At 65.3% G+C, this 22,014-nt stretch carries 17 protein-coding genes; 5 read left to right on the forward strand and 12 right to left on the reverse strand.

The features are described 5' to 3' along the window. Positions 1-18: 18 nt before the first annotated feature. On the forward strand, positions 19-2,163 hold the full coding sequence (locus KW821_RS09355; protein WP_218291242.1) for a TonB-dependent siderophore receptor: 2,145 nt from the start codon (positions 19-21) through the stop codon (positions 2,161-2,163). A 41-nt stretch (positions 2,164-2,204) separates the two neighbouring features. Further along, positions 2,205-3,047 carry a siderophore ferric iron reductase gene (locus tag KW821_RS09360; RefSeq protein WP_218291243.1) on the forward strand — a complete coding sequence of 281 codons (843 nt, stop codon included), beginning with the start codon at positions 2,205-2,207 and terminating at the stop codon, positions 3,045-3,047. Positions 3,048-3,102: 55 nt separating this feature from the next. Here the strand turns inward: KW821_RS09360 and KW821_RS09365 are convergent, their stop codons facing one another. Continuing rightward, positions 3,103-4,011: a LysR substrate-binding domain-containing protein gene (locus tag KW821_RS09365; RefSeq protein WP_218291244.1), complete on the reverse strand. Its 909-nt coding sequence runs from the start codon at positions 4,009-4,011 to the stop codon at positions 3,103-3,105. A gap of 229 nt (positions 4,012-4,240) precedes the next feature. Here KW821_RS09365 and metE point away from each other — a divergent pair, with 229 nt between their 5' ends. Continuing rightward, the gene (metE, locus tag KW821_RS09370) at positions 4,241-6,520 is read left to right on the forward strand and encodes a 5-methyltetrahydropteroyltriglutamate--homocysteine S-methyltransferase (protein WP_218291245.1); all 2,280 of its coding nucleotides are present in this window, start codon (positions 4,241-4,243) and stop codon (positions 6,518-6,520) included. A 253-nt stretch (positions 6,521-6,773) separates the two neighbouring features. After that, positions 6,774-7,901: an HPP family protein gene (locus KW821_RS09375; protein ID WP_218291246.1), complete on the forward strand. Its 1,128-nt coding sequence runs from the start codon at positions 6,774-6,776 to the stop codon at positions 7,899-7,901. Between the two features lie 36 nt (positions 7,902-7,937). Here the strand turns inward: KW821_RS09375 and KW821_RS09380 are convergent, their stop codons facing one another. Continuing rightward, positions 7,938-9,869: an amidohydrolase gene (locus tag KW821_RS09380; RefSeq protein WP_218291247.1), complete on the reverse strand. Its 1,932-nt coding sequence runs from the start codon at positions 9,867-9,869 to the stop codon at positions 7,938-7,940. Positions 9,870-10,036: 167 nt separating this feature from the next. On the opposite strand from KW821_RS09380, the gene KW821_RS09385 reads away from it, so the two are divergent. Then, the gene (locus KW821_RS09385; RefSeq protein WP_218291248.1) at positions 10,037-10,714 is read left to right on the forward strand and encodes a TetR/AcrR family transcriptional regulator; all 678 of its coding nucleotides are present in this window, start codon (positions 10,037-10,039) and stop codon (positions 10,712-10,714) included. A gap of 90 nt (positions 10,715-10,804) precedes the next feature. Here KW821_RS09385 and KW821_RS09390 read toward each other — a convergent pair whose 3' ends face one another. From KW821_RS09390 to nrfA, 10 genes are all read right to left on the reverse strand, one after another. Then, the gene (locus tag KW821_RS09390) at positions 10,805-12,058 is read right to left on the reverse strand and encodes a D-amino acid dehydrogenase (RefSeq protein WP_218291249.1); all 1,254 of its coding nucleotides are present in this window, start codon (positions 12,056-12,058) and stop codon (positions 10,805-10,807) included. 338 nt (positions 12,059-12,396) lie between these two features. Beyond that, positions 12,397-13,317 (reverse strand): D-alanyl-D-alanine endopeptidase, encoded by a 921-nt coding sequence (pbpG, locus tag KW821_RS09395; protein ID WP_042652322.1) that lies wholly within the window; start codon positions 13,315-13,317, stop codon positions 12,397-12,399. A gap of 416 nt (positions 13,318-13,733) precedes the next feature. Next, positions 13,734-14,189, reverse strand: coding sequence for an NUDIX pyrophosphatase (locus KW821_RS09400; RefSeq protein ID WP_218291250.1), 456 nt, complete (start codon positions 14,187-14,189; stop codon positions 13,734-13,736). 92 nt (positions 14,190-14,281) lie between these two features. Beyond that, positions 14,282-15,490 (reverse strand): heme lyase NrfEFG subunit NrfF, encoded by a 1,209-nt coding sequence (nrfF, locus tag KW821_RS09405; RefSeq protein WP_218291251.1) that lies wholly within the window; start codon positions 15,488-15,490, stop codon positions 14,282-14,284. Next, on the reverse strand, positions 15,487-16,059 hold the full coding sequence (locus KW821_RS09410; RefSeq protein WP_218291252.1) for a DsbE family thiol:disulfide interchange protein: 573 nt from the start codon (positions 16,057-16,059) through the stop codon (positions 15,487-15,489). The genes nrfF and KW821_RS09410 overlap by 4 nt, the downstream gene beginning before the upstream one ends. Next, a complete protein-coding gene (gene nrfE / locus KW821_RS09415; RefSeq protein WP_218291253.1) occupies positions 16,056-18,029 on the reverse strand; it encodes a heme lyase NrfEFG subunit NrfE in 1,974 nt (657 codons plus the stop codon). Before nrfE ends, KW821_RS09410 begins: the two co-directional genes overlap by 4 nt. Positions 18,030-18,174: 145 nt before the next feature. Next, complete coding sequence (nrfD, locus tag KW821_RS09420; protein ID WP_218291254.1) at positions 18,175-19,131, reverse strand: cytochrome c nitrite reductase subunit NrfD; 957 nt, start codon at positions 19,129-19,131, stop codon at positions 18,175-18,177. Further along, on the reverse strand, positions 19,128-19,808 hold the full coding sequence (locus tag KW821_RS09425) for a 4Fe-4S dicluster domain-containing protein (protein WP_042652317.1): 681 nt from the start codon (positions 19,806-19,808) through the stop codon (positions 19,128-19,130). Before KW821_RS09425 ends, nrfD begins: the two co-directional genes overlap by 4 nt. Further along, a complete protein-coding gene (gene nrfB, locus KW821_RS09430) occupies positions 19,805-20,401 on the reverse strand; it encodes a cytochrome c nitrite reductase pentaheme subunit (protein WP_042652316.1) in 597 nt (198 codons plus the stop codon). Before nrfB ends, KW821_RS09425 begins: the two co-directional genes overlap by 4 nt. A 50-nt stretch (positions 20,402-20,451) precedes the next feature. Next, positions 20,452-21,888, reverse strand: coding sequence for an ammonia-forming nitrite reductase cytochrome c552 subunit (gene nrfA, locus KW821_RS09435; protein WP_218291476.1), 1,437 nt, complete (start codon positions 21,886-21,888; stop codon positions 20,452-20,454). Positions 21,889-22,014 lie beyond the last annotated feature (126 nt).

Below are 22,014 nucleotides of genomic sequence, written 5' to 3' on the forward strand. Positions count from 1 at the left end.
TAGGCAGTCGAGGATCAGATGCAACTTGTTCACCCCCCATTGACCGTGGTCGCCGCGACCATTTCCGCCCTGTTGGCAGGCTCAGCACTGGCCGCCGCCCCCCTGGAGTCCCAGGAGGGCGCGGTCGACGAGACCCTGATCGTGCTGGGTCAGACCTATCGCAACACCGCGACCAAGACCCAGCTTGATCCCATCGAGACGCCCCAGGCCATCTCGGTGGTGGACAGCGAGACCCTGGAGCAGCGGGGCGTCAGTTCGGTGAGCGAGGCGCTGCGCTACGTGCCGGGGGTCAACACCGAGCTGCGCGGCGGGGCTGTCAACCGGCTGGACCTGTTCAACATCCGCGGCTTTGACAACTACCAGAACTTCTATGACGGCCTGCTGCTGCAGTACAACGAGTGGAACCTGCAACCCCAGATAGATCCGGTGGCCATAGAGCAGCTGGAGGTGTTCAAGGGGCCGACCTCGGTGCTGTACGGCAGCATGCCGCCCGGCGGCATGGTCAATCTGATCGCCAAGCGCCCGCAGCGGGAAGCCAAGCACAACGTCAGCCTGGCCACGGGGACCGGCACCCTCAAGGAGATGAGCCTCGACAGCACGGGCGCCATCAATGAGCAGCTCGCCTACCGCGTGGTGGGGCTGGCCCGCCAGAAGGAGGGGCAGGCGGTGACCTCGGAAGAGGAGCGCTATGTCTTTGCGCCCTCCCTGGACTGGCAGCTCGGCGAGCGTACCCTGCTCAACCTGAACCTCTACTACCAGAAAGACCCGGAGGCGGGCATCTACACCACGGTGCCGGCCAGCGGCTCGGTCAAAAGCAACCCCCTGGGGCAGCTGGGCAGCGATACCTTCCTCGGCGACGAGAACTGGAATGAGTACAACCGGGACGTGACCCTGCTCGGCTACAAGCTGAGCCACGACTTCAGCGACAACTGGCAGGTGCTGCAAAACGCCCGCTACATGGACGCCTCCGCCTATCAGCGCAATACCTACAACGCGCCGCTGGCGGCGGACAACCGCACCCTGGCCCGCAACGCCTACCTGACGGATGAAGACTCGAGGGGCTTCGTCATCGACAACCAGCTGGCGGGCAAGCTGAAGACCGGCGCGGCCCAGCACAACCTGTTGCTCGGGCTGGACTACCAGTATCTGGATGCGCACATCCTCTATCAGGACACGCTCGACTACTCGGCACCCCCCATCGATATCTTCAACCCGAACCACGACCAGATAGTGCCGGACTCCCTGAGCTTCCCTTACCAGGATAAAAAGACTATTCGCCAGTCCCAGACCGGCGTCTATCTGCAGGATCAGGTGCGTCTGGACCGGCTGGTGGCCATCGGCGGCGCCCGCTATGACAGCTACCGGATGGACACCGACAGCGACACCCTCTACCAGGGCGCCGCCAGCCAGTCCCTCGCCCGGATCGATCAGGACAATCTCTCCTTCCGCCTCGGCGCCCTCTACGAGCTCGATTACGGCTTCTCGCCCTACGTCAGCTATGCCGAGAGCTTCGAGCCGGTGCCGGGGGCGGACAAGAGCGGCAAGGCCTTCGATCCCTCCACCGGTCAGCAGTGGGAGGGGGGGCTCAAGTTCCTCTCCGAGGACATGAGCAAGACCTTCACCGTCGCCGCCTTCCACATCACCAAGGAGAATGCCCTGGTGACGGATCCGGACAACATCTACGGGCCCAAGCTGCAGACCGGCGAGATCGTCTCCAAGGGGATCGAGCTGGAGGGGCGGGCCGATCTCACCAATAACCTGGATCTGGCGCTGAGCTATACCCGCCAGGACATGGAGATCACCAGGGACACCACAGACTTGCAGGGCAAGACTCCGGTCTGGGTACCCAAGCAGATGGCGTCGCTCTGGAGCAACTACCAGGCGGGCGGCAGCCTGCAGGGGATGCGCATCGGCGCCGGCCTGCGCTACGTGGGGGAGGCCCAGCTCGACGCCGCCAACACCGACACAGTGCCGGATTATGTGCTGATGGACATGTCCGCCTCCTATGATCTCGCCGCCCTCAGCGCGAGCCTGAAGGGGGTGGGGGCATCCCTCAGCGCCAGCAACCTGTTCAACAAGACCTACTACTCCTGCTACGACCAGAACAACTGCTGGTTCGGCGCCGAGCGTAACGTGGAGGCTCGACTCAAATACGTATTCTAAGCCTGCGCCCCGGCCAGACGCCGGGGCCCTCTCATCACGGGATGCCGGCGCGTGGCGGCTCCTCTGGCAGCACGCCGCCGGGGTTCGGTGGTCTGACCGCCAATCGGCAGGCCCGTCACCAGGCGGAGCACGATGCCCTGTTCGCCGCCGCCGTGCAGCTCATTCCCTCCCTCAAGGGGCGGCTGGTGGCCGGGGAGATGCCGCTGTTGGCGATGGCGGGTGCCGACATGGCCCCCGGCGCGGTGACGCTGGCGCTGCACGATCACTGGCGGCTGGCACACCCGGAGGCAGGCCCCGCCTACTGGCTGACCCGCAGCTGGGGCATGCTCTGCTGGCAGTCCATCTATCTCGCCATGGTCGCCGTCTATCGGATCGGCGCCGTGCCCGCCCTGGATCGGATGGGGCAGGGCTATAACGCAGGGCTGGTGTCCGGTTTCAGTCTGCCACTGGTGCCCATGATCAAGGGAGAGCGGGAGGTGCTGATCGAGGCGGCGGGCAGGCGGCTGCGCCGTCATTGGCAGGCGCTGTTCGAGGCGATGGCCAGCGGGCAGCGGCTGAGGCCCGGCTTCGTGCGTCCGCTCTTGGCGGACGATCTGCTGGCGGCCCTGGTGCGGGTGCCGGATTTCTTCGACGAGGTGAGCCGCGAACAGGTCGCGGCCGATGCGCCGCTCTGGCTGGCCGCCTGCGGTCTGCCGGCCGAGCATCTGGCGGGTTGGCGCCTGGCGGCGGATCCGGCCGGTGGGGCGAGCGCCGCGCCGGGCTATGTGCGCCAGCGCTGCTGCCTGCACCACAAGCGCAGCGACGGCAGCCTGTGCGACAACTGCCCAAGGCAGCAGGATCCTCAGGCCCGCTGTGGCGATGGGGTGGCGCACGCACAGGAATAAAGGATTGAACGGTTGGTAGGGCCGCCCTTGGGCGGCCTTTGCTTTATGTCCTGAGTCAGGCGCCCATCTTGCTGCGAATGCGCTCGAACAGGCTCTGCAGGCAGGCCTGATCCTTGTCGGCGGCGCGCACGGCCCCATACATGTGGCGGCGTACCCCCTGGCCCAGCGGGCGGGCCTCCAGCAGCCCCTGACGCACGAACTCCTCGCTGGCCCAGCGCGGCAGGGCGGCGACCCCCAGCCCGGCGGCGGCCATCTGCAGCATGACGGAGGTGTTGTCCACCGGCTTGCAGCGGGCGGGCTCCACCCCGGCCGGCTGCAGGAAGCGGCTGAACACATCCATGCGGCTGCGCTCCACCGGGTAGACCAACAGCACCTCCTGCCGCAGATCGGTCGGCACTATCTGCGTCTGATGGCAGAGGGGGTGATCGGGGGCCATCACCAGGGTGAGATCGAAGGCGAACAGCGGCTCGAAGTGCAGATCCCCGCGCGCCTGCACGTCCGAGGTGAGCAGCAAGTCGAGCTGGCCGCCGAGCAGGGCATTGATCGCATCGAAACCGGGCACCGACTCTACCTCCAGCGCCACGCCGGGCCACTGGCGGCGAAAATCGGGCAAGAGCGGCAGCAGCCACTGGATGCAGCTGTGGCAATCGAGCGCCAGGTGCAGCCGGCCCGCATCGCCGCTGTGCAGGGCCTGCAGCTGGCGCTCGGTCTGGGCCAGGGCGGGCAGCACCTGACGGGCCAGGCCCAGCAGTTGCTGGCCCGCCGCCGTCAGCACCAGCGGCCGGCTCTTGCGCAGGAACAGCTCCAGGTTGAGGCGGGTCTCCAGCTCTTTCAGCTGGTGGGAGAGAGCGGACTGGGTGAGGTTGAGAACGAGCGCCGCGCCCGCCAGGGATCCCTGCTCGGCCAGTGCGGTGATCGTCTTCAAGTGTTTGATATCGATAGTCGAATTACCGGGCACTGCCATGCATGACTCCTTGTTGCAGCGGTTGCAGATCCTCTCTCAGCTCCGTCGACGGCTTCTTTCCCTATCGGGCGAAGATGGACTTGAGCGTCAGTTGAGGATTTCTTGAGGGCCAGTTGAAGAGGATTCAATAGCCAGGGCCACCTTATCTCGCCATTCTAGATGTGTAAACATCTGGATGGCTAAATCATCCAGTTTCCCATCAGATGAATGAGCATAAGGAATTGGACCTATGACCCGAGCACACACCCTGGGCTTCCCCCGTGTCGGCGCCAAGCGCGAGCTGAAATTTGCCCTCGAATCCTACTGGCGTGGTGAAACCAGCCAGGCGGAACTGATCGCCACCGGCAAGAGCCTGCGTGAGCGCCACTGGCAGGCACAGCAGCAAGCCGGGGTCAACCTGCTGCCGGTGGGGGATTTCGCCTGGTACGATCAGGTGCTCGGCACCAGCCTGCTGGTGGACGCCATCCCCGAGCGTCATCGCCATGGCGACACCAACCTCGATACCCTGTTCCGGGTGGCCCGTGGCCGCGCCCCCACAGGCCCCACCGCCGCCGCCGCCGAGATGACCAAGTGGTTCAACACCAACTATCACTATCTGGTGCCCGAGTTCAGCCGGGATCAGCGCTTCAAGCTGGGCTGGAGCCAGCTGTTTGACGAGGTGATCGAGGCCAAGGCGCTGGGGCTGCCGGTCAAGGCCGTGCTGCTGGGGCCCGTCTCCTATCTGTGGCTCGGCAAGGAGAAAGAGAGCGGCTTCTCCCGCCTCGAGCTGCTGGACCGCCTGCTCATCGTCTATCAGGAGATTTTGGCCAAACTCGCCGCCCAGGGGGTGGAGTGGGTGCAGATCGACGAGCCGGCGCTGGCGCTGGATCTGCCGGACGAGTGGCGCCTGGCCTATCTCAACGCCTATGAGCGCCTCGCCGGCCCCTGCAAGCTGCTGCTCACCACCTACTTTGGCTCCGTGGCCCATCAGCGCGACATCATCACCAGCCTGAAGGTGGACGGTCTGCACCTGGATCTGGTGGCCGCCCCCGAGCAGCTGGAGACGCTGGTTCCTCATCTGCCGGCCCAGTGGGTCCTCTCCGCCGGGGTGATCAACGGCCGCAACGTCTGGCGTGCCAACTTGAGCAAGCTGGCGCCGACGCTCAAAGCATTGAAAGCCAAGCTCGGCGAGCGGCTCTGGGTCGCCTCTTCCTGCTCCCTGCTGCACAGCCCGGTGGACTTGACCCTGGAGCATGAGCTGGACGCCCAGACCCGCAGCTGGTTCGCCTTCGCCCTGCAGAAGTGCTACGAGCTGGGCCTGCTGGCGGCTTATTTGGACAGCAAAGAGCTGGATGGTGGTGAGCTCGACAAGATTGCGGCTTACAGCCAACCCATCGTCGATCGGGAGTCCGACAACAGGGTGCACAAGAAGGCGGTGCAGTCGCGCCTGGCCAGCCTCACCAACAGCGACTTCGACCGCCTGAGCGCCTATCCGCTGCGGGCCGAGGCTCAGCGAGCGGATCTCAAGCTGCCGCTGCTGCCCACCACCACCATAGGCTCCTTCCCGCAGACCTCGGAGATCCGGGTGCTGCGCCAGGATTGGCGGGCCGGTCGCATCGACGACCAGGCCTACGAGGCGGGCATCCAGGCCCAGATCAAGGATGCCATCCTGCGCCAGGAAGCCATCGGGCTGGACGTGCTGGTGCACGGCGAGGCCGAGCGCAACGACATGGTGGAGTATTTCGGCGAGCTGCTGGACGGCTTTGCCATCACCCGCTTCGGCTGGGTGCAGAGCTACGGCTCGCGCTGCGTCAAGCCGCCGGTGATCACCCGTGACATCGACCGCCCGACCCCCATGACGCTGGCATGGACCCAGTACGCCCAGAGCCTGACCGACAAACCGGTCAAGGGCATGCTGACCGGGCCCGTGACCATCCTCTGCTGGTCCTTCCCGCGGGAAGACGTGAGCCGCGAGCAGTCCGCCCTGCAGATTGGGCTGGCCATTCGCGACGAGGTGGCGGATCTGGAGGCCGCCGGCATCAAGATCATCCAGATCGACGAGCCGGCGATCCGCGAGGGGCTGCCCCTGCGCAAGCAGGATCATCAGGCTTACCTGGACTGGGCGGTACGCGCCTTCCGCCTGAGCGCCAGCCCGGTGGTGGACAGCACCCAGATCCACACCCACATGTGTTACAGCGACTTCAACCTCATCATAGAGGCGGTGGCGGCGCTGGATGCGGACGTGATCACCATAGAGACCAGCCGCAGCCAGATGCAGCTGCTCGAGGCGTTCGAGCGCTTCAACTACCCCAACGAGATCGGGCCGGGCGTCTACGACATCCACTCACCGAACGTGCCGAGCCAGGGCTGGATCGAAGACTTGATCCGCAAGGCGGCCAGACAGATCCCGGCCGACCGGCTCTGGGTCAACCCGGACTGTGGCCTCAAGACCCGTGGCTGGGAAGAGACGGAGGCGGCGCTGAAAGTCATGGTCGATGCCACCAGGGCGCTGCGCGCCGAGCTGGCCTGAGTCGAGAGGCGCCGGGGCGTATAGGCGCCAACACCAGAGCCGATGGGATAAACGAGGGAGGGAAGGCCAAGGCCTTCCCTCTTTCTTGATCCGAAGGCGCAGAGGCGAGGGGCCGAGACGAGGAGGCCAGCATGTGGGGCAGGGCGGGCTTTGCAGCCTTCATGCAATGCCGCGCACGACGGGCTGGCCTTTTGCCACGGCTTCTCGCTAAAATTGCGCATTTTAAATAGATGTTATCGTCGGCGGGAGCAGGATGCAGTTCAGGGATTTTTTTCCGGTATCGACCAATACCGGCCTCAAAGAGTGTGGTTACGGCGCCATGGGCGCCTTCCTCGGGTTGCTCGGCACCGGCTGGCTGTGTCAGTGGGCGCTGGGGATAGATGCCCACTGGCTGATCGCCCCCATGGGCGCCTCCGCCGTGTTGCTGTTCGCCGCCCCGGCCAGTCCGCTGGCCCAGCCCTGGTCCATCGTCGTGGGCAACGGGGTCTCGGCGCTGATGGGGGTGGTGAGTGCCAGCCTGATCCCGGATCCGGCGCTCGCCGCGGCGCTGGCGGTGATGCTGGCCATCGCGGCCATGTTCCTCACCCGCAGCCTGCATCCCCCCGGCGGGGCCGTGGCGCTGACCGCCGTCATCGGCGGTGAGGGGATCCGCCAGCTCGGACTGGGCTATGTGCTGTTGCCTGTGCTGATCAATTCGCTCCTGCTGCTGAGCCTCGGCCTGCTCTACAACCGCCTGCTGGGGCGCCGTTACCCCAACGGCGGCAAGGCGGCCCCCAACCGCCACCAGACGGCGGATCCCGAGCCGAGCGCCCGGCTGGCGACCCAGGCCACGGACATCGACTTCGCCCTGGAGAAGCACGGCGAGCTGCTCGACATTAGCCGCCAGGATCTGCAGGAGCTGCTGCAGGAGGCGCAGTTGCACGCCCTGCGCGAGCGGGTGGGCACGGTACGCTGTCAGGATGTGATGTCGCGGGATCTCATCGTCACCTCGCCGGAGGCGTCGGCCATGGCGGCATGGGAGCTGCTTTCCCGGCACAGGGTCAAGGCGCTGCCGGTGGTCGATGAGGCGCAGCGGCTGGTCGGCATCCTCACCCTGCACGATCTCATGATCGACCGGGAGCGGCAGCTGCCGAGGGCGGCCGCCTGCTTCGAGCAACATAGGGTGGGGGATCTGATGACCCGGGAGGTGCGCATGGCCCGGCGCTATCAGCCGCTCTACGATCTGGTGGCGGCCTTCTCCGATGGCGGGCTGCACCACATGCCGGTGATGGACGGGGAACGCTTGGTGGGGATCCTGACCCAGTCGGACATGGTGGCCGCCCTCTTTACCCTGGCCCTGCAGCCCGGCTTGGTCGATGAACCTGCCTCCTCAGGCACATAAGCAACGGGCCCCTCGCGGGGCCCGTTTCGTTTTGGGTCACTGGGTGCCGTAGACCGTCTCCCCCTGAAACACCGTCCGCTCGACTTGGGTTTCTGCAATCTGATCCGGCGTCCCGGCGTTGACCAGGGCGAACAGATCCCGATCGAGCACGATGAAGTCCGCCGACTTGCCCACCTCGATGGAGCCGGTGATGTCCCCCTGGCGAACCGCCTTGGCGCCGTTGATGGTGTAGGCGGCCAGCATCTCGGAGAGGGAGATGCGCTGGTTGGCACGATAGTCATCCTTGCCATCCGCCGCCTTCATGATGCCGGCGGCCATGTTCTCGAAGGGGCGGGGATCCCGGCTGTCCACCGGCGCATCGCTGCCCGCCACCAGCACGGCGCCGGCCTTGCGGGTGCTCTCGACCGGATAGAGGGCCTCATGCAGATAGCCAAGGGGATCGTAGATCGCCTCGCTCAAGCTTTGTCCCACCTTGGTCGGCTGGATGAAGGGGCTGACCAGCATGTCGTAGGCGAGCTGGGGCGTGGTCCAGGCGTAGGTGAAGGTGAGATAGAGCCCGAGATCGCCAAGGCGCTTCTGATCGTCGGGATGAACCACCTGCAAGTGAGCCAGGGTGTGGGGAATGCCGTGATCGCCGTTGCTGGCGCGGGCCGCCTCGAGTGCATCCAGTGCCATCCGGGTGCTGCGATCGCCGATGCTGTGCATGTGGATACTGAAGCCCGCCTCGTCGAGGGCGCCGACGTAGCGCTTCAGATCCGCATCCCTGTAGTTGACGATGCCGTTGCTGCCGGCGTCCTCGCTGTCGGCGGTGATGGTGACCTCGGCACTGTCGGGATCCATGGCCAGATGGGGACGGTGGTAGTTCTCCAGCATGCCGGCATTGGGCAGGAAGACGGGGTCCGTGAAGGGATCCCCTTCGATCACGCCATCGAGGAAGATCTTGACCGCGTCGGCCTTGATCAGCGGATCCTCGGCGAAGCTCTCCCTGACTTCTTTGGCCTTGGCCAGGTGGCCTGCGAGATCGAGCTTGCCGCTGAAATCATCGTCGTGGAAGCAGGTGGCGGCGGTGACGCGCATGTGCAGCAGATCCTGCGCCTCCATGTTGAGCAGTCGCTGGCGGATGAAGTCGGAGGAGCAGGCATCCTGCACCCCGGTGATGCCGCGCGAGGCCATCAGCTCGGAGATGGCGGGCAGGATCTTGTCGTATTGGGCGGCGGCCTGATCGCCGCTGGCGCTCAGCACACCGCTGTCGGGCACCGGAATGGCGCTGCGGGCCGCGTCCCGGATCACCCCGCTGGTCAGGTCCACATAGGGGATGAAGTCGGCGAACACGCCGCCCGGCGCCAGGGTGGTGGTGTTGAGGCCGACGACATTGCCATCCTTGTCCTGCGCCAGCGCCAGCGCCCGGGAGTTGTAGGCGCCGGCGTGGCCGTCGACCCCGGCCAGCATCACCGGATTGTCCGGTGCCATGGCATCCAGGGTCGCCAGCAGGGTGGCATAGCTCGGGGTCGGGGTGTTGCCATCGTAGGGGGACCACTGATTGATCACCAGCCAGTCACCGGGTTTCGGCGCATAACGGGGCAAGCACTCCTTGACCTTGGCGGCCAGCTGGTCCAGATCGATGCTCTGGCCGTCGAGATCGCACATGTCCAGTGCTACGGTGCCGAGCAGGTGGATGTGGTTGTCGTGCAGGCCAGGCAGCACCATCTTGCCGTTCAGATCCACCACCTTGGTGGCGCTGGTCTTGAGGGCCTCGGCCCCCTCGCGGGAGCCCACGTAAGTGAACTTGCCCTCGCTGACCACCATGGCCTCGGCCTGGCTGCGCTGCCCGTCCTGGGTGTGGATCTTGCCGTTGAGATAGAGCGTATTTTCCTGCGGGGGCTCACTGCTGTCCTGCTGGCAGCCGAGCAGGCCGCCCACCAACATGGCGGCGACACTCAGCCTGAATCTGGTCTGTTTGCTATCCATTGCATGCTCTCCTTTAGTTAATTGCAGTTTTTACTGCATATATGAGCACTTATGTTTATTGCAGCTATTCTGAAAAATGCCAGTGATTACTGCACTTTTTTTGACTTGTGTTTACCTTGTCTCATCATGTAGTTATGACAACCAGTCGCCATGGAGTAGGGAAGCCAATGCCGGATCATTCATTGCCGAGCGCGCTGTGCATGCGGCGCCAACCTAGGCAGCAACGTAGCCAGGAGGTCGTGACCCGCATCGAGCAGGCCACCCTGACGCTGCTGCATGAGCAGGGGTTTGCGGCCCTCAACACCAATGCCATCGCCGCCCGCGCCGGGGTGGGCATCAAGTCGCTCTATCACCTGTTCCCGAACAAGGAGGCCATCATCTGCCGGCTCGCCATGGACTGGCTGGCGGCGGTCTGTCAGGCGCAGGAGGAGATCCGGCAACAGGCCCATAGCTGGCCGCAGACCCTGCTGCTGCTGGATCAGGCGCTGGACGCGCTGGACAGCCGCTTCGTCGGCTATGGCGCGCTCTGGCAGGCGATGGATCTGATCCCGGCTCTGCACGAGGTCGAGCAGGAGCACGAGCGGGGCCAGATTGCCTTCTGGTCCGAGCGGCTGCGTCATTTCGGCTGCCGCTGGCCCGATCCCGAGCTGGAGGTGCTGGTGCGCTACTTCTACCGGACGGCGGACGTGGTGAAGCAGTACGCCAAGGAGCAGGGAGCGCTGGGGCAGCGGGTCTGGCTGCTGCATCGCGGCTGGAGTGAGCGGCTGGTGGCGGCGGCCATCGAGGAGCCCGATCCCGAGCGGGTCTGGCAGTCGCTGCCCGGGCTGACGGCGAGGGGAGCTTGAAGGAGCAGAATGGGCGGGATGACAAGAGGGAGTGCCAGGCACTCCCTCTTGCATAAGGCGTCATGGCCTCTGTGGGGGGCCGCCAGGGGCTCAGCCATAGCGTGCCAGGGTCAGCCCCTCGTCACTGATGGCGGGCACCTTGCCCCCGATGAGATCCGCCAGCAGCTGGCCCGAGCCCGCAGCCATGGTCCAGCCCAGGGTGCCGTGGCCGGTGTTGAGCCAGAGCCCAGGGATAGGGCTGGGGCCCACCAGCGGGGTGCCGTCCGGCGTCATGGGGCGCAGCCCGGTCCAGAATTCGGCCCGGGCGAGATCGCCACCGCCCGGGAAGAGATCCCTGACCACCATGGCCAGGGTGTCGTGACGCTTGGGATTGAGCGCCAGGTTGAAGCCGCTGAGCTCGGCCATGCCGCCGACCCGGATCCGCTCATCGAAGCGGGTGATGGCGACCTTGTAGGTTTCGTCCAGCACAGTGCTGCGCGGCGCCGCCTCGGCATCGATCATCGGCAGGGTGAGGGAGTAGCCCTTGACCGGGTAGACGGGCAGCGCTATCCCGAGCGGGCGCAGCAAGCCGGTGCCGTAGCTGCCGAGGGCGCAGACGATGGCATCGGCCTGCCAGCGTCGCTCGCCGGCCCGCACCGCCACGGCGCGACCCGCCGCCAGCTCGACCTCATCGATGGCGCAGTTGAAGACAAACTCCACGCCCAGCCGTTGCGCCTCGGCCGCCAGTGCCTGGGTGAAGCGGAAGCAGTCGCCGGTCTCATCGCCGGGCAGCCGCAGACCGCCGACTATCTTGCCGCGCACCCGGGCCAGGGCCGGCTCGGCCCCTTCGCAGCCGTCGGCATCGAGCGCCTGATAGGGGACGCCGTACTCTTCCAGCACGGCGATGTCCCGCTTGCTGGCCTCCCGTTGCGCCGCGTTGCGAAACAGCTGCAGGGTGCCGAGCTGGCGCCCCTCATAGTCCAGCGCCAGCTCATCGCGCAGTTGCTTCATGCAGTCACGGCTGTACTCGGCGAGGCGCACCATGCGCCCCTTGTTGGTGGCATAGGCCGCCGGGGTGCAGTTGGCGAACATCTTCAGCATCCAGCTGAGCTGGAAGGGATCCGAGGTGGGCCTGACCGTGAAGGGGGCATGCTTCTGCAGCAGCCATTTCGCCGCCTTGAGCGGGATGCCGGGCGCCGCCCAGGGGGAGGCGTAGCCGGGGGAGATCTGGCCCGCATTGGCATGGCTGGTTTCGAGCGCGACACCGCTTTGTCGCTCCAGCAGGGTCACCTGATGACCCGCCCTGGCCAGATACCAGGCGCTGGTCACCCCAATCACCCCGCCACCCAATACGACAATCTTCATCACATCATCCTTTGTGCATGTTGAATCCTGCTGCAACCTCGCCGACTGCGAGCCGAGATCGCCGGTTGCCCATCACGTTATCATCGGTAGCGGGATCGGCAAATCCGATGGCTTGAAAATGTGATTTATCACCACCTTAACATTCAACGCCAGTGCTTCATCATGGCCATTCATGTTTCGTTGATGTTTGATGCTGCGGAAAAACGGGGGAGAGGCAGGCCGAGATCGGCCAATGCAGGCGACCCCGCCGGGCGCTGGCCGAGGGCGCCCGCCTGGCGAGCAGATAACAAAACACCGCAGGGCGTATGGCCTGCGGTGTTGGCGGGGAGTCTGAGGGCTTAGGGCGCCGAGAAGAGCTTGGTCTGCGGCGTGGATTGGGCGGTCAGGGTCATGCGGCCAGAAGTCTCCAGCCAGGTCTTGATCCGCTTGGCATCGGCGACCCGCTCGGCTGTGGTATCAGCGTGCAGCAGCACCATGATCACGGGTTCGTTGCTGACGGTGGTGCCCATCACCAGGCAACGGCCCGCCTCGCGGATATAGCCGGTCTTGGAGACCAGAATGGGCCAGTTGCCCTCCCGCACCAGCCGGTTGGAGTTGTGGTATTGCATCTGGCGTTTGCCGTTGCGCACCAGCCTGTGTTCGGTGGAGGTGTACTGGCGGATCAGCGGGTAGCTGGAGGCGGTGGCCGCCAGCTTGGCGAGATCGTGGGCGCTGGAGACGTTGCGCGGATTGAGCCCCGTGCTGTCGGCGAAGTGGGTGTCCCACATGCCGAGCATGCGAGCCTTGGCGTTCATCGCCTCGACAAAGGCGCGGCGGCCACCCGGGTAGTGCCTCGCCAGGGCCGAGGCGGCGCGGTTCTCCGACGACATCAGGGCGATGTGCAGCATGTCGGCACGGCTCAGGCGCGAACCGATGGCCAGGCGCGAGCCGGTGCCCTTGATCCTGTCCACATCGTCCATGGTGACGGTGATGGGGTCGGCGAGGCGTTGATTGCCATCCAGCACCACCAGCGCCGTCATCAGCTTGGTGATGGAGGCGATCGGCATCACCCGGTCGGCGTTGCGCTCGGCCAGGATCTCGCCGGTGCGGGAGTTGGCAACCACGAACGCATCCGAACTCAATGAGAGGTTGTTGCGTGTCTGGATCAGGCTGTTGGTGGAGGAGGAGGTCGCAGAAAATGGATTGGCATGGGCGCTTTCCATGCTGACGGGAAGTAGGAAGGCACCGAGCAGCACAGGAAGAAAAGGGCGAAGGTTCATGATTGGGCTCTACTACGACTCACAGGGATATTTGGCTAAGTTATATGACGGGAACTGACGCTTCACAATGCCAAAAGTTCCCTTTTTTCATTTTTATGGGGTGGCGCGTCTTGAAATAAGCCGCCTGGCGACTACGGCGCCATCCCATGCGGCAATACAGGGCCATGGATGGGTCTGATGACCCCGGGTTTTCACCGCCATGGCGGTGCACTATCTTTATGCCTGTTATGGCCATCCGTTACCACTTTACGCCCCTTGTCGCCTCATCCCCAGCCAGGTCCCTGAATGTCACTCGGGATTGAAAAAACCGTGGCAAGATGACACGCCCATAGTCCCTGGCGGGAGGCATATCCTTGCCTCGAGGAGATGGAGCGAGAGATGCCGCACAGGGCAGGCATGGCCGCTGGCGCTCGGGGCTATGGGTCGATATTGACCTTCATCAGCGCCGAGGGGCGGCTGGCCACGAAGTAGTGCCAGACGTGGTCGTAGAGCGCCTTCTGGCCGGGAAAGCTTACCAGCGTCTTGGCCTCGGTCAGGGTGCACCAGCGATACTCGGTGTGCTCGTCGTTGAGCCGCACCCGCTGGTTGGGTGGGCAATAGACCACGAAGACCGGCACCACCATCACAGTATTCGAGGCCGCCTCGTAAAACTGCTCCAGATATTCGCCGTTATACAGCTCGGAGACCGCGATGCCGGTCTCCTCGCCAAATTCGCGCACTATGGTCTGCCAGCCGGTTTCCCCCGCCTCGACCGTACCCGCCACATGGCACCAGAAGCCGCCCTTGACCCTGTTCATCAGCAGCATCTTGGTCTGGCCATCGATTTCAGATAGCGCCACACCGGCAACGGCATGACAGCGAATGGGGATCATGTGGGCACCTTGGGGTTGCTCAATCAGGGTGTGCATTATGGATTTGATCGATGCGCTTGCGCCATCTTCTGCATCCGCATCTCCCAATTCGATTATCCCCCCATGATGCGGGCGGTCTGGATGGCCTGGATCAGGGCGGCGCGGTTGATGCGTTGGCGCTCGCCATCGAGCAGCCGCTGCCACAGGGCGATGGCGTCGCCGTAGCGGCCGTGCAGGAAGTGATCGGAGGCCTGCAACATCAGGGCGCTCACTTCGCCGCTGTCGAGCGCGAGCGAGGCATCGAGCAGGCGGCTGGCCTCCGGGGTGAGCCGCTGGCCCGCCTGGTAGTAGCGCACCGTGGCCTGGGCGGCCAGGGTGGCGGCGCTGGCACCCCCTTCCAACAGGGCGAGCCGCTGATAGGCGAGCCAGGCGTCCTCGTATTCGTCCCGATAGAGATAGAGCTGACCGAGCTCGGCCCAGCCATCGAGATCCCGGGGGTTGTCTTGCAGCCGCCGATGCAGAGCGCCGAGCTCCTTGTCCTGCAGATCCCGGGGGCTCAGCCCCGCCAGGGGATCGGGGCGCGACTGATAGGCCTGCCAGACCTGATAGCGGCCTGTGCTGGCATAGAAACCGATGACCAGCGCCAGCAGCACCATGCCCAGCAGCAGCCAGGGCAGGGGCCTGAGGGGGCCCGAGTCTGCGAGTCTGGCCCGCAAGGCTTGCTCGGCAGCTGGGGTGGCATTGGCGAGCCGTGCCTGCTCCAGCTCCCGATGGAGGCGCGAGTGCGGGGCCAGTCCGGCCTGCTGCTCCACCATGATCAGCCGATTGAGCTCGGCCCTGGGATCCTGGGCGGGAGCCCCCTGCGGCTGGTAGCCGAGCAAGGGGGCCCGCGCCTGGTACCTGCGCTGCAGGCTGCGGCGCAGGAGCAGCAGTGCCAGCAGCAACAGCAGCAGCGGGCCGGCCCAGAGCAGCGCCGTGCCGGCCTTGAGGGGGGGATCGTAGCGCACGAAGTCGCCGAAGCGGGCCGTCATGTGGGCGATCACCTGCTCGTCGCTCTGCCCCTCGTCCACCCAGCGGTAGACCTCGAGCCGCAGATCCCGGGCGATGGGGGAGTTGGACTCCACCAGGTTCTGGTTCTGGCATTGGGGGCAGCGCAGGGCGCGGGCCAGCTCCTGGGCGCGGCTCTGCAATTCGGGGTGGCGGAATTGATAGGTATCGACCCCGCTGGCCAGGGCCGTCAGGCTGATGCCAAGGAGCAGGGCGGTCAGAGAGAGGGGGCCCAGCCAGGCGCCGAGGAAGCGGGGGATGGCGCCGCGTCTCATGGGGTAGCCTCCGCTGGGTTGGTCCGGCGTTGAGCCCAGGTGCGGGCCTTGGCCTGGGCTTGAGCCAACAGCGGTACAAACTGGCGCTGCCAGATCTCCCAGGTCAGCTCGCCGGTGTGACGGCTGAGCAGGGTGCCGTCCGCATCGAACAGATAGGTCTCAGGGGTGCCATAGACGCCGAGCTCCAGCGCCAACTTGCCGTCCGGATCCGCCAGCACGGCGTTATAGGGGTTGCCTGCCGCCTTCAGCCAGGCACGGGCCGCGTCCCCCTTGTCTCTGTAGTTGAGGCCATAGAGCGGCACTGTGCCCGCCAGCTCGGCCAGCAGCGGGTGTTCGGCGCGGCAGTTGGGGCACCAGCTGGCCCAGACGTTGAGCACGAAGGGTTCCCCCTTGAGGGCCTGGGTGTGGATGGGATCACCGTCAAACAGATCCGCGCTCTGCCAGTCGGGCAGGCCGCGGCCCAGGGTCGCCTCGTCCTGGCCGTAGGGATCGTTGCCCAGCCCGAGCCAGAGCAGGGTGCCGAGGCCCAGGGTCAGTAGCAGAGGGATAAAGAGGCGTAGCCGGCTCATTGTGCCTCCTCGGGTTGGCGGGTTTGGCCCGGCGAGATATTGCATGCCTGACTGGCGGAGGGACATTGGGCCGCCAGCAGCGGGCGGCGACCCAGCAAACGCAGGGCGCCGCCCGTCATCATCAGCAGGCCCCCCAGCCAGATCCAGCGCACCAGCGGTTTGTGGTGCAGGCGCATGGCATAAGCGTCCGGCCCCATCTTCTCCCCCAGCACCACGTAGAGATCGCCAAACAGGCCCCAGGCGATGCCGGGCTCGTTCATGTTCATGGTGCGCACGCTGTAGTGGCGTCGCTCCGGCTGCAGCCGGGCCACCTCCTTGCCCTCCCGGTGCACGCTGAGGGTGATGCGCTCGGCGGTGTAGTTGGGGCCGAGCAGCGGCTCGCTCCCCTCATAACGAAACTCATAGGCACCGAGCGAGTAAGGGCTGCCCGGCTTGAGCACCGTGCCCCCCTCCTGGCTGTGGTGGCTCACCTGATTGATGCCGAGGGCGCACACCGCCACCCCGAGGTGGGCCAGCAGGCTCCCCAGCCGGACGGCACTCAGGGCGCCCGACTTGAAAGGGAAGTTGAGCAGCAGGCTCGCCAGCAGCCAGAGGCTGACCACATTGGCGGCGAGGCTAGTCCAGCTGAGCGCTCCCTGCTCGCGATAACCGAGGCTGAGCAGGCCGCCCCCCAGCATGCCCAGCAGCAGTGGCAGCAAGGTCTTGATGGGGGAGCTGGCCTTCAGTCCCTGCCAGCGCAGGCGCGGGATCTGGGTCATCAGCGTCATCAGCACCAGCGCCAGCGGCACGAAGATGGCATTGAAATAGGGGGCGCCCACCGAGAGCGAGCCCAGGTGCAGCGACTTGAACACCATGGGGTAGAAGGTGCCGAGCAGCACGCTGGCACAGGCCACGCAGAGCAGCAGGACGGCGGCGCCGAGCAGCCCCTCCTTTGACCAGAAACCGAAGCGGGCGTAGGGGGCGCGGGTATCGGCCCGCAGCGCAAACAGGGTGAGCGCCGTGGTGAGCAGCAGGCCGAGCAGCAACAGCAGGGTCAGGCCGCGGTTGGGATCCACCGCGAAGGCATGCACCGAGGTGAGCACCCCGGAGCGCACCACGAAGGTGCCGAGCAGGCTCAGGGAGAAGGTGAAGATGGAGAGCAGCAGCACACCGTGGCCGTAGGCGCCGCGCTTCTCGCAGACGACGAGGGCGTGCAAGAGGGCGGCTCCCAGCAGCCAGGGCAGCAGGGAGGCATTCTCCACCGGATCCCAGAACCACCAGCCGCCCCAGCCGAGCTCGTAATAGGCCCACCAGGAGCCAAGCACGATGCCGGCGGTGAGAAACACCCAGGAGCCGAGTGCCCAGGGGCGGCTCCAGTGGGCGACGGCGCCATCCAGCCGGCCCGAGTGCAGCGCCGCCATGGCGAAGGCGAAGTTGACCGCGAAACCCACGTACCCGAGGTAGAGCAGGGGCGGATGGATGATGAGGCCGATGTCCTGCAGCATGGGATTGAGATCGCGGCCCTCCAGCGGCCCCGGGAACTGCCGGTCAAACGGGCTGGAGAAGGCGAGGGTGTAGAGGCCGAACAGCCCGACGATGAGCCCCATGATGGCCAGCACCCGCACGCTGATCAGCGGATCAACCCGCGCCGAGCAGAGCGCCACCAAGGCGCCCCAAAGCGCCAGCGCAAACACGAAGAACAGCATGGAGCCCTCGTGGCCGCCCCACACGGCCGCGAGCTTGAAGCCCATGGGCAGGGCGCTGTTGGCGTGCTGGGCCACATACACCAGGGTGAAGTCGTTTTGACCAAAACCGATGGCGAGCAGCCCCAGCGCCGCCCCGAGCAGGGCGGCATTGAGCAGCGCCAGCGGTTTGGCGCAGCCGAGCAGCGGGCGCGAGGCGAGTCTCAGCCCCAGCCAGGGCAGGGTGCCTTGCACCAGAGACAGCGCCGTCGCCAACAACAGTGAGAGATAGCCCAGCTCGGCCAGCACACAACCTCCAACATCCAGAATCCAATCAGGTCATGCCGCATCCGCCGTCTGAGGTGACAGAGGCTGTGGCATGACCAGAAACCGCGGGGCTTCAACAATGGACAAGCGCCAGCCGCCCGGGGCGACTGGCGCTTGTGGTTTTTCCTTATACCACCGTCATCTGGCCGGCATAGAGCACGAAGTAACGCAACAGCAAGACGCCGAGCAGGGTCAGGCTGCAGACCAGCACCAGGTGGCCGCGCCTCTCCCGCAATGGGGCCGGGGTGAGCAGGCCGAGCAACTGGGGCAACAGCATGCCGATGCCGACCACCCCGACCCAGAACACCTGGGACCAGAAGCCGCCGCCGATGGCGGCCCACATGGCCACCTCCTTCTGACCGCCGCCAAAATAGAGGCCGGTGAAGAAGCAGATCAGCAGCAGTATCTCCACCGCCAGCAGCGGGCGCTCGAAGCGATGCACGAAGTGCACCCCCGCACTGTGGTGATCCTCTTTAAAGAGCGTTACCGCCAGCAGGATGGTGGCGGCTATCCCCGAGCCGATGCCGGACACCAGGAACAGCACCGGCAACACGGGGTTGTTCAGCAGCGGATAGGTCTTCAGCGCCGAGAGCAGGAAGCCGGTGTAGGCACCGAGCAGCACCGCCAGCAACAACAGCAGCGGCGCCATCAACCGCTCGACCCGGGCCAGCAGGCCTATCAGGCCGTCCACGAAGGCGAACTTCTGCTTGAACAAGCGGCTGCGCAGCGCCTCGATCTCGGCCCTGAACACCACCCCTAGCCAGGCGAACAGCACCGCCATATAGAGCTGGAACAGCATGACCCCCATCGACATCACAGAATCGAACTGGTAGTGGAACATCAGCTTCCAGAAGGTCCAGGGGCGGGCCAGGTGGAAGATGAGGATCAACAGCCCCAGCATCACGCACAGCGGCGCCAACAGGGCGGTCGCCTTGATGATGCCGCTCTCGCTGCCGGCCCCTTTCCTGCGCAGCAGCACCGAGAGGCTGGTGGCCCCGGCGGAGATGCCGAGCAGGAACAGGTAGATGGCGATTGGCCAGTCCCAGACTAGTGAAGGGAAGTGAAATGCGGCTTGCATCGTCATGACTTGATCTCCCCTTTGGGCACGCGGTACATCTTGGGCGAAGTGCCGAGCGCCTGCTTGTAGCGATAGGTGGTCTCCTTCACCAGCCGTTTTGCAATCGGGCTGCCCGGATCATCCAGATTGCCGAACACCAGCGCCCTGGTGGGGCAGGAGGCCACGCAGGCGGGCTCCTTGCCCTGGGCCAGGTTGGTCTTGCGGCAGAAGTCGCACTTGTCGGCGACCCGGGTTACCGGGTTGATGAAGCGCACCTGATAGGGGCAGGCCGCCAGGCAATACATGCAGCCGACGCAGAGATCCGGGTTCACGTCGACGATGCCGTCCTCCGCACGAATGTGGGAGGCGCCGGTCGGGCAGACGTGCACGCAGGGGGCGTTGTCACAGTGCTGGCAGGACTTGCGAAAGAAGTGGTAGTCGGCGTTGGGGAACTCGCCGACGGGGCCGGTGCGGAGGATCTCGAGGCGCGAGACCCCCTGTGGCACCTGGTTCACCTCCCGGCAGGCATCCATGCAGGCGGTGCAGCCGATGCAGGCCGTCTCGTCGTGCAGCATGCCGTAACGCACCCCGTCTATGGTCTGGCTGTGGGCGAGGGTGCCGGCGTTGGCGCGAGCAGGGCCCGTCATCATGATCAGCGCACCCGCTCCCATGCCAGCCATAAACTGACGGCGAGAGCAGCTCATGGTGCCTCCTTGCCCGCATTGACCTGCAGGCCGGCCGCCTTGGCTTCATGCTGCTTGCTGTGGCAGTCGACGCAGAGCTTGATGCGGGATTTTTCCGGGATGCCCACCATGGGCTCCTTGGCCGGGTGCAGAGCATGACAGCTGGTGCAGCTGAGTTTGCTGGCGTGCACATCGTGGGCCCAGAGCGCCTCGCGCAGCGGTTTGGGCTCGTGGCAGCTCATGCAGACCCCGTTCTGCTCCGCGATGGGATAGCCATTGTCACCTTGCTTCTCATTGAAGCTGTCGCTGAAGCGCATCACATCCTTGACCCCTTCCCGGTGCTGGGGGGAGGGGTTGCCGTGACAGTTGGTGCAGGTCACAGGCGCCAGGTTGTTGGGGTTGGTCGCCTGGCCATGCTTGCCGTGCATGCCCTCCTGCTGCTCCTTGTGGCAGTCGGTGCAGGCCTTGTCGGGGTTGCGCAAGAACTCCACTTCATGTGTCTGGGGCAGTGCGGCCGGGGCGGCGGCGCTGTCCGCGGCCTGGCCCTGCAGGCTGGTGAGCAGCATGGCTGCCATCAGCATCAATCGTAAGAAATCCATCGTTAAATCACCCATAGGAAGCCTCCATCCAGCTGCGGGCCCGGCTTGCGGGCCCGCAGGCCTCGTTACTGTGCGAGCCGTCCGGCCGCCTTGGCCTCGGCTTCCCAGGCAGGGACTGTGGTCTTGAGGAACTGGGCCTTGTCGGCATTCATCTGCTTCATGTCCATGCCGAGGGCGGCCTGGGCCTTCTCCTTGGTGGAGATGTCAGGAATGGCGATCTCGTGGCTGATCCCCTTGGCGGCCAGCAGGCGAGCCAGCTTGGTGCGGGCATCGGCGGCCTTGTCCAGGGCGGTGCCCAGCATGCGCAGCGCCACTTCCGGGGCGTGCATCTGCACCCCGTGGGAGGCGATGGAGAAGTCCCAGCGCCATTGGGCGTGACGGATGTCCTGCAGGATGTCCTTCATCTCGGCCTCGGTGGCACCGGCATCCCAGGCCGCCTTGGCCTCGAAGTGGGCGTGCACCAGCTGCTTCTCGACCTTGAGCTTGATCTCGGTCACCGCATCCTTGCGCTGCTTGACGACCCCTTGCAGCATCTCCTTGCTCTGGGTGTGGCAGTTGCGGCAGGTCTGCTCGAAGCGATCGAAGGGGTTACCCACCTTGTGATCCGTGTAGACCTTGCCCTGCTCGTTCTGCACCTTGGGCATGTGGCAGTCGACGCAGGCGACGTTGTTCTGGCCGTGGATCCCGGCGCGCCAGGTCTCGTATTCGGGGTGCTGTGCCTTGAGCATGGGGGTCTTGGAGAGGGCATGGACCCAGTCGGAGAAACCGATCTCGTCGTAGTACTCTTCCATCTGCTCGACCGTGGTGCCCTTGTCCCAGGGGAATTTCACCGCCTTGGTGGGGCCGTTGAAGTAGTACTCCACGTGGCACTGGCCGCACACCTGGGACTGCTGATCGAAGCGACCCTGCTGCTTGAACGGCTTGTCGATGGCGGTCATGGCTCTGTCGGCATAGGGACGGGAGAGGTGCAGGGCGGGTTTGCCCTCCTTGAACTCCTTCGAGGCGGTGTCATGGCAGTCGGCGCAGCCGATGGTGTTGACGATCTCGGGGCCACCCTTGGCCCACATCCCCTTGAAGTAGCCATCCTCGCCCTTCTCATCGATGACGCGGGCGACGTCCGGTCCCTTGCAGCTCCAGCACGCCATGGGCAGCGGGCCATCCTCGGCGGTCTTGGGGGCACCGGTGCGCAGGCTCTCCCGCACGTCGGTCAGGGCGTAGAAGTGACCGCGCGGCTTGTTGTAATCCTTGGAGAAGGGGTAGCCGGCCCAGAGCACCACCATCTGGGGATCTTCGGCCAGGGCGTCGGTGCGCTCCCGGCTCTCGCTGGTCGACTCCCAGCTGTTGAACTGATCGGCGTGATCCTTGGCAAACAGCTCGCTGCGCGCCTCGATCTTGCCCTTGGCCTCATCGGCCTGTGCCCAACTGCCGGTGCTCAGCAGGGTGGTCAGTAGCAGGGCGGCGAGGCCCGGCCTGAATAGCTTGTTGTGTGAACCCACGGTCATCACTCCCAGATAAATATCATTGCCGGACCTGACCGTTCCATCTTGTTGCGTGGACATCTGTGCTCATCGGCGATGGGCATGGCAGGTCGATTAATTGTTATTGATGCATAAACAATGCTTTTTATA

This window comes from Aeromonas sp. sif2416 (genome assembly GCF_019218665.1).
Taxonomy (GTDB): Bacteria; Pseudomonadota; Gammaproteobacteria; order Enterobacterales; family Aeromonadaceae; genus Aeromonas; species Aeromonas encheleia.

What these genes read in the sequence shown, in the direction of transcription:
- nrfF (WP_218291251.1), bottom strand. Translation starts at nt 15,490, where the DNA reads ATGAGACGCGGCGCCATCCCCCGCTTCCTCGGCGCCTGGCTGGGCCCC.
- nrfB (WP_042652316.1), bottom strand. Translation starts at nt 20,401, where the DNA reads ATGGGTGATTTAACGATGGATTTCTTACGATTGATGCTGATGGCAGCC.
- metE (WP_218291245.1), top strand. Translation starts at nt 4,241, where the DNA reads ATGACCCGAGCACACACCCTGGGCTTCCCCCGTGTCGGCGCCAAGCGC.
- KW821_RS09355 (WP_218291242.1), top strand. Translation starts at nt 19, where the DNA reads ATGCAACTTGTTCACCCCCCATTGACCGTGGTCGCCGCGACCATTTCC.
- KW821_RS09360 (WP_218291243.1), top strand. Translation starts at nt 2,205, where the DNA reads ATGCCGGCGCGTGGCGGCTCCTCTGGCAGCACGCCGCCGGGGTTCGGT.
- pbpG (WP_042652322.1), bottom strand. Translation starts at nt 13,317, where the DNA reads ATGAACCTTCGCCCTTTTCTTCCTGTGCTGCTCGGTGCCTTCCTACTT.
- KW821_RS09380 (WP_218291247.1), bottom strand. Translation starts at nt 9,869, where the DNA reads ATGGATAGCAAACAGACCAGATTCAGGCTGAGTGTCGCCGCCATGTTG.
- KW821_RS09390 (WP_218291249.1), bottom strand. Translation starts at nt 12,058, where the DNA reads ATGAAGATTGTCGTATTGGGTGGCGGGGTGATTGGGGTGACCAGCGCC.
- KW821_RS09425 (WP_042652317.1), bottom strand. Translation starts at nt 19,808, where the DNA reads ATGAGCTGCTCTCGCCGTCAGTTTATGGCTGGCATGGGAGCGGGTGCG.
- nrfD (WP_218291254.1), bottom strand. Translation starts at nt 19,131, where the DNA reads ATGACGATGCAAGCCGCATTTCACTTCCCTTCACTAGTCTGGGACTGG.
- KW821_RS09375 (WP_218291246.1), top strand. Translation starts at nt 6,774, where the DNA reads ATGCAGTTCAGGGATTTTTTTCCGGTATCGACCAATACCGGCCTCAAA.
- nrfA (WP_218291476.1), bottom strand. Translation starts at nt 21,888, where the DNA reads ATGACCGTGGGTTCACACAACAAGCTATTCAGGCCGGGCCTCGCCGCC.
- KW821_RS09365 (WP_218291244.1), bottom strand. Translation starts at nt 4,011, where the DNA reads ATGGCAGTGCCCGGTAATTCGACTATCGATATCAAACACTTGAAGACG.
- KW821_RS09400 (WP_218291250.1), bottom strand. Translation starts at nt 14,189, where the DNA reads ATGATCCCCATTCGCTGTCATGCCGTTGCCGGTGTGGCGCTATCTGAA.
- KW821_RS09410 (WP_218291252.1), bottom strand. Translation starts at nt 16,059, where the DNA reads ATGAGCCGGCTACGCCTCTTTATCCCTCTGCTACTGACCCTGGGCCTC.
- KW821_RS09385 (WP_218291248.1), top strand. Translation starts at nt 10,037, where the DNA reads ATGCCGGATCATTCATTGCCGAGCGCGCTGTGCATGCGGCGCCAACCT.